This is a genomic window from Delftia sp. WSY_22, from assembly GCF_043104185.1.
GTDB classification, from domain to species: Bacteria; Pseudomonadota; Gammaproteobacteria; order Burkholderiales; family Burkholderiaceae_C; genus Comamonas; species Comamonas tsuruhatensis.
Map to the genome: position 1 here is coordinate 293,795 of NZ_JBICKN010000027.1, position 6,897 is coordinate 300,691.

The window sequence follows — 6,897 nt, forward strand, 5'->3', positions numbered from 1 at the left end:
CCTATCGCTTCACGGTGGCTGACGTTATGAACCGGGCAATGGTGCTGGAAACCCCGGGCACTAGCGGCAGCCCCTCCTTGTCATAAGTTGCAAGATTGGCAGCGCGATCGTTGGTCTCCACCTTCTTGAGCACATGGTTGGTGGCGGGCAACAGCACAAGCTTGGCGTTCGGTGCAGCCTTGGCCAGACGCTGAGCATCCTTTGGCTTGATCTGCAGGTCGCGCTCACCTTGAATGATGAGCACGGGTTTGGAATAGCCCGCTATCAGGCGAGCGGGGTCCAGCGCGAAGGTGTTGATGAGAAAGCCTTGTACGCTGGCATGGAACATGGTGTTGAGCGGCCTGTCCATCTGGCGGGTATCCACGCGCCTGCCTGCTTCCAGAGCATCGATGACCGGTAACGCCTGGTCCAGGATCGGTGCATTGGCGGGGTCTTCCTTGAGCTGTTCCCGAAGCGTCTGCCCCATTGGGCGACCAGGAGCTGCTACCAATATCAGTCCGCAGATATCGGAGCGGCCCTGGCCAGCCTCCAGGGCGACCAGTCCACCTTCACTGTGTCCCAGCACCCAGACGCATTGGGCACCAGTCTCGCTGCGGATAGCGTCCACCCAGTGGTGCACATCTTCGGCATAGGCCTGGATGGTCACGGCATTGGGGTCCTCCACGGCCTTGTAGCTTTCGAACATGCCACGTTTGTCGATGCGTACGGTGGCAATGCCCTGGGTGGCCAGTTCCTGTGCGAGCAGTTGGTAGGTCGAGGCTTTGAGGCCGAACGGGCTGTTGCCGTTGCGGTCGGTGGGGCCTGAGCCGGGGACGATCAGTACGACCGGCGGCGCGCTTTGGCTCGGCGTCAGCAGAACACCCCGCAGTGGGTCAAGTGGCCCCGTTGCCTGCAGCGGCTTTTCGCCAAGGACGGCCGTGGCCGGTGCGGCCATGGTGGTGCTTGCGCAGATGGCGGCCGCCAGGCCGAGGAGTAGAGCTTTCATGGGAAAGGCCGCAGAGTTGATCTGCGTGCCATTGGAGCATGCTTGTCTGTCGGCCCTGTCAGGTCGAGGCCGCGCGCTTGCGGTTGCGCGGCGCCTTGGGCGGCGGGCTGCTGGCCTCCAGCTCCCGCGCCCGGGCGCGGATGCGCGCAAAGGCGCTGGCCATGGCCTGCAGCTCGGGCTCGGGCACGGCGTCCATGAGCTCGCGGTTGATGGCCTGCACCTGCGGGAACAGCTCGGCATGCAGGGCGCGGCCCGTGTCGCTCAGGCGCAGCAGTGCGCGGCGCGCATCGCCCACCTGGCTCTCTTTCCACACCAGGCCCTTGGCCAGCAGCGCCGTGACCGCGCGTGAGGTGCGCGTGCGGTCCAGCTGCGCCTGCTCGGCCAGCTGCGAGGGCTGCAGCTGCCCGGCCTCGGCCAGCAGGCAGAGCATGCGCCATTCGCGCCGCGTGATGCCGTAGCGGCCCTCGCACAGGCGCACCACGCGGCTGCCAGCGGCCGCCTGCAGCCGCGCCAGGTGGTAGAGGAACATGTCGTCGAGCACGGCGGGGTGGCGCCAGCGGTGGAGGTCGGTCATGGACTCGCGGGCCGGTTTCGGGTTTACGCTAGGGATGATGGATTAGATGCATTGTCGGCGGCCTGCGTACATTGGCCGCAAGACAACGACAAGGAGACAAGTATGCCCAGCCCCCTCGCAGCCCTGGCGCGTGCCGCCCTGGCTTTGGTCGCCGCCGGCCTGTGCGCGGCGCCCGCCCTGGCCCAGGAATGGCCCAAGGCCAAGCCCATCCGCATCGTCGTGCCCAATCCGCCGGCCGGCCCGTCCGACATCTCGCTGCGCCCCGTGGCCGCCGCCATGCAGGCGGCGCTGGGCCAGGCCGTGGTCGTGGACAACAAGCCGGGCGCCAACGGCAACATCGGCGCGGCCGAGGTCGCGCGCTCCGCGCCCGATGGCTACACCTGGCTGTGGGCCATGGACCCCGTGCTCACCGTCAACCCCCATGTCTACAAGAACATGGGCTACAAGGCCGACGCGCTGGAAACCCTGGTCGTGGCCGCGCGCTTCTCGCAAACCCTGGTCTGCGGCCCGGGCACGGGCTTCAAGTCCGTCAAGGACATGGTGGCCGCCAGCAAGACGCGCGAGCTGACCTATGCCTCGGGCGGCGCGGGCTCGCCGGGCCACCTGGTCATGGAATCGCTGCTGGCCACCTCGGGCGCCAAGATGGTCCATGTGCCCTACAAGGGCCCCGCGCCGGCCATGCAGGACCTGCTGGGCGGCCAGGTGGACTGCGGCTTCCTGGCCGGCCCCACGGTCTTGCCCCAGGTCCAGAGCGGCAAGCTGATCGCCCTGGCCACCTCGGGCAAGACGCGCTCGGCGCTGGCGCCCGAGCTGCCGACCATTGCCGAGTCGGGCTTTCCCGAGTTCGACGGCACCTTCTGGATTCTGCTGGCCGCACCCAAGGGCGTGCCGCCTGCCGTGCAAAAGCGCTTTGTCGACGCCATGAACGAGGCCATCCGCGCACCCGAGCAAAAGGAACGCGCCAAGGCCCTGGACATCGAGATGGTCGGCTCCACCGTGGCCGAGGCCCAGGCGCGTGCCAAGGGACAGTCCGCGCAGTGGGCCGCCCTGGTCAAGCGCATCCACCTGACCAACGACTGAAGCCGCCACCAGGGCCTGTGGCCCTGAGGCACCGCCGTTTTGGCGATACTCCCTTTCCCAACGCATCCACTGTCTCCTGGCTCCCATGGCAACCCAGCGCCCCAATCTGATCTTCATCCTGGCCGATGACCTCGGCTATGCCGACCTCGGCTGCACGGGCGCGCGCGATGCGCACAGCCGCGCCACCGATGTCTCGCCCCGCCTGGACGCCATGGCCGCGCAGGGCATGCGCTTCACGCGCGGCTATTCCAACTCGGCCGTGTGCTCGCCCACACGCTTTGCCCTGGCCACGGGCCGCTGGCAGTACCGCCTGCGCGGCGCGGCCGAGGAGCCGATCGCCAGCGTCCACGGCGACAAGGTGCTGGGCCTGCCGCCCGACCATCCCACCGTGGCCTCCCTGCTGCGCGACGCCGGCTACGCCACCGCCCTGGTCGGCAAATGGCACCTGGGCTACCCGCCGCATTTCGGCCCGCGCATGTCGGGCTACGAGGAGTTCTACGGCTTTCACGCAGGCGGCGCCGACTACTTCGCCCACTGCGACCCGCGTGGCCGCCCCGATTTCTGGATCAACGAGGAGCCGCACGAGGAGGAGGGCTATCTCACCGACCTGCTGAGCCGCCGCGCCGTGGACTTCGTCGAGCGCCAGACGGCCGACAAGCCCTTCTACCTGTCCCTGCACTACAGCGCCCCGCACTGGCCCTGGCTCACGCGCGACGACCTGGAGGAGTCGCGGCGCATCGGCGGCTTCGGCAAGCACACCGACGGCGGCACCATCGAGACCTACCAGCGCATGATCCACCACATGGACGAAGGCATTGGTTGGGTGCTGGATGCGCTCGAGAAAAAGGGCATGGCCGAGAACACGCTCATCGTCTTCACCAGCGACAACGGCGGCGAACGCTTCTCCAACAACTGGCCCTTCATCGGCCAGAAGATGGACCTGCTCGAAGGCGGCATCCGCGTGCCCCTGCTGGCTCGCTGGCCTGACCGCATGCCGGCAGGCGCCGTCAGCGACACCCCCAACCTGACCATGGACTGGTCGGCCACCTTCCTGGCCGCCGCGGGCGTGGACGGCCACGCCGACTACCCGCTGGACGGCGTCAGCCTGCTGCCCCTGATGGAAGACGGTACCTGGAACCCCGAGCGCGACCTGTGCTGGCGCATGAAGCACCGCGCCCAGCGCGCCCTGGTGCGCGGCGACTGGAAATACCTGCAGATCGAAGGCGTGGAATACCTCTTCAACGTCGCCCAGGACCCGCGCGAACGCGCCAACCTGCGCGACCGCGAGCCCCAGCGCCTGGTTGAGCTGCGCCAGGCTTGGCAGCAATGGGATGCGTCACTGCCGCCCATTCCGGAAGAAGCCAAGGTGTCGCTGGTATTCAGCCGGCAGGATCTGCCTTCGGCAACGTTTTGAGGGTGTGTGTGCCCGCAGCTCGCGGGCGAGAAAACAAGGCAGGCCTTTGGGCCTGCCTTGTTTCCTGATTACTGGTATGTCCTGACCATGCCCGCCCGTGCGGCCTCCGAGTTGTCGCACATGTCCTTGGCCTGTTTGTAGAGTGCCTGGGCCTTGCTCTTGTCCTTGTCGACGACTTCGTAATGGCTGGCCTTGGCAAGCACCAGGTTGTATTGGAGATAGCCGGCGCTGGCCGATGGCAGCGACTTCACGGCCTGTGACACCATTTGGTCCAGGCCCTCCAAGGACCCGCCCCAGCGCGGGCTCAGGTAATTGAGGGCATTGACGCGGGCCGCCAGGTTCTTGGGATCGGCCTGATCGGCCGCCTGCAGCCACTGCGCCGCAGTACGTCCGCCCACCTGGTTTTCCATCGCGGCCAATCCAATCAGCATCGTCTGCGGCAAGGCCGAGCGGGCATCCAGCGCCATGGCCTTTTGCAGATACGGCTGGGCCTTCGCGCTGAGCTGCTTGACACTGTTCCACTGGCTGCCCGTCACCCTGGAGGCCGGCGCCTCGCCACGGGCGCCAAATGCCTTGTTGCCGTAATAGAGGCCCGCATTGAGCTGGGCAAAGAACGACTTGGGCTGCTGATCCGCCCACATGCGTATCACGTTCTCTTCCTGCAGGCTCAGTTGCTGCAGTCCCAGCAGATCCCGCATGGTCAACAAGTCCCCGCCCGAGGAAGAAAGATTCTTCTTGTGCTTGCGGGCCAGTTCCTTGTCCAGCGCCTCGAACTTGAACTCGCTGAGCAGTGCAGCCCTCTCGGAATCTTCCAGAGTGGCATTGCCATCGGGAATCAGCGGGCACTGCGCGGCATAGGTGGCAGTGGCTGCGGAGAGAGACAGGGTGGCGAACAGGATGCGGATCAGGGTTTGGGTGGGTTTGGCGGTCATGCGTCCCTCTTGGAAATGGAATGTGTTATTCAGAATTGCCAGAATAAATTGACAAATATATTTGATTATTTCCAGAAAACTCCTTTCAATAAAAGTTCATCATTACATAGTAAATGTTGAAATACATAAAAAATATTTATAATAACGCTGCAATGAGATTATTTGGGAAATTTATTGAGCATTATTCTGATAATAAATTTTCTCAAAGCAACTGTATGACTGCGATTCATCCGGAGTTTGCATGGTCATCCTGCCATGCGTGGGCATGTTCGAAAAAAGAACATCTTTCCCCTGCTCGCTCCTGGAGTAAAGGATTTTTTACTCAGTAGCAGATGAATCTGGATATTTTTCAAATCCTCGGAAATTTTTCTTCTAACTGACTTGTCTTTGCTGTTGATGTAAATAATGCCACTGCCTCTTATTTCATCCAACAAAGCCTGAAGTAAAATTGCTTGCCCCTTTTTTTTGCATATTCATTTCTATTTCCTAGGGGAAATGCAAATTTTTCCAGTAGGCATGCCCTATTCTTTAGGAAAACGTAATTTATTTTGTTCCATCTGCAATATCATTGATCACGAAGTTTATTTATATTCCACGGCTAAAATCTCCAAGTATCAATAATAATAATATACACAATGCTAGAGCTATATATATTATTACTCTAATAATCAATTTATTTTTCACCATTTATAATGCTTTTGTATTTATTTATGGTGGATTGATACATAATATCTGCATTATGATCAATAATATCTTCGATGCTAGAAAATTTTGGCGAAATTCTGTTTAGTAGCTGACCCGTACTTAATCCAATTCTATCAAAAACACTCTCGTTTAAATGCTGCATTTCATGCGCCATTGTTTGAAGAAAATCATCTAATTTACTATCACACATGGAAACGCCGTCTTCGCCATAAATATCTGCGTTGTATTGAATATTCCCACTAAGATCTGTTCTGCCGGCAAGAACTTGCCCAAGCGTTCCAGATAAACCTACAACGCCAGTAACTGATTTCGGTGTTTTTAGTATTTCGGGGAATTGCCCCTTCAGCACGTTAACCGCTGTATCAACTTGCTCCTTTGTGGCGAGTCCGACTGGATCGAAATAATTCAAGGGAGAACCTTCTGAATATCCAGATAAGTTCCATCCACCCATCAAACCAATCGGATCCTGATTGATATAACTCCCCACCACCGGATCGTAATACCGATGCCGGTTGTAATACAGCCCAGTTTCCCTGTCATGGTGCTGCCCCGGCAGCCGGATTGCCTGGTGGATGCCTTGCGGGTTGTATTCCTGCAGCACATTGCCCCAGGGGTCCAGCTTTGCGGCCCAGGCCACTTGGCCTGTCTGGTCCGTCAGCGCCATGGGTGTGCCCAGGTGGTCGCAGTGGTAGTGGTGGATGGCGATGCGGGCGTGCTGTTCTTTTTCCTGTTCCTGCAGCTTTGCTTGCATGCCGTTGAGCAGGCGGGCGGTGCTGTCTGCCTGTTCGCCCAGCATGGCCTGGGCGCCGGGCGGCAGGCCGTGGTCCAGGGTGTGGCGCAGGTGGCGGGCCGCGTCTTGCTGCATGTCGCGCGGCATGGCGTCGAGCATGGTTTGCATCAGGGCCAGGGCCGGCGCGTGGTTGGGGTCGTCCGGGTCGGGCAGGCCTGCGGTGATGGCTTGCACCAGCAGGTGGGGCTCGTCTTGGGGGTCGCCGCTGGCCGTGGTGCTCAGGCGCACCAGGGGCGTGAAGCTGCCGGGTTCGTAGATGGTGTGTTCTATGTGGCGCGTGTCATCGCCAAGCTGCAGGCGCTCGGTGTGGATGAGGCGGTCGCCGTCCCAGCCGTAGTAGTGGGTGCGGGTGGGGGTGGTGGAGTCCGCGCTTTCGACCTGCTGCTTCAGGCGCCTGCCCAGGGCGTCGTAGGTGTA

Annotated in this window: 6 protein-coding genes; 2 read left to right on the forward strand and 4 right to left on the reverse strand. The window is 61.3% G+C overall.

Features of this window, described 5'->3' with window-relative positions; genetic code table 11:
• Nucleotide 1: 1 nt before the first annotated feature.
• Nucleotides 2–985, reverse strand: coding sequence for an alpha/beta hydrolase (locus tag ACF8NF_RS15535; protein WP_034397791.1), 984 nt, complete (start codon nucleotides 983–985; stop codon nucleotides 2–4).
• Between the two features lie 58 nt (nucleotides 986–1,043).
• A complete protein-coding gene (locus ACF8NF_RS15540; protein WP_016448606.1) occupies nucleotides 1,044–1,559 on the reverse strand; it encodes a MarR family winged helix-turn-helix transcriptional regulator in 516 nt (171 codons plus the stop codon).
• Nucleotides 1,560–1,661: 102 nt separating this feature from the next.
• Between ACF8NF_RS15540 and ACF8NF_RS15545 the strand changes: the two genes are divergently transcribed.
• Together ACF8NF_RS15545 and ACF8NF_RS15550 are read left to right on the forward strand one after the other, a co-directional pair.
• On the forward strand, nucleotides 1,662–2,639 hold the full coding sequence (locus ACF8NF_RS15545; RefSeq protein WP_016448605.1) for a tripartite tricarboxylate transporter substrate binding protein: 978 nt from the start codon (nucleotides 1,662–1,664) through the stop codon (nucleotides 2,637–2,639).
• Nucleotides 2,640–2,724: 85 nt separating this feature from the next.
• Nucleotides 2,725–4,053 carry a sulfatase-like hydrolase/transferase gene (locus tag ACF8NF_RS15550; RefSeq protein WP_312841345.1) on the forward strand — a complete coding sequence of 443 codons (1,329 nt, stop codon included), beginning with the start codon at nucleotides 2,725–2,727 and terminating at the stop codon, nucleotides 4,051–4,053.
• A 68-nt stretch (nucleotides 4,054–4,121) separates the two neighbouring features.
• Here the strand turns inward: ACF8NF_RS15550 and ACF8NF_RS15555 are convergent, their stop codons facing one another.
• Together ACF8NF_RS15555 and ACF8NF_RS15560 are read right to left on the reverse strand one after the other, a co-directional pair.
• The gene (locus ACF8NF_RS15555; protein ID WP_392450818.1) at nucleotides 4,122–4,985 is read right to left on the reverse strand and encodes a DUF4034 domain-containing protein; all 864 of its coding nucleotides are present in this window, start codon (nucleotides 4,983–4,985) and stop codon (nucleotides 4,122–4,124) included.
• Nucleotides 4,986–5,658: 673 nt separating this feature from the next.
• On the reverse strand, nucleotides 5,659–6,897 hold a 1,239-nt coding region (locus ACF8NF_RS15560), incomplete at its 5' end, for an RHS repeat-associated core domain-containing protein (protein ID WP_392450819.1).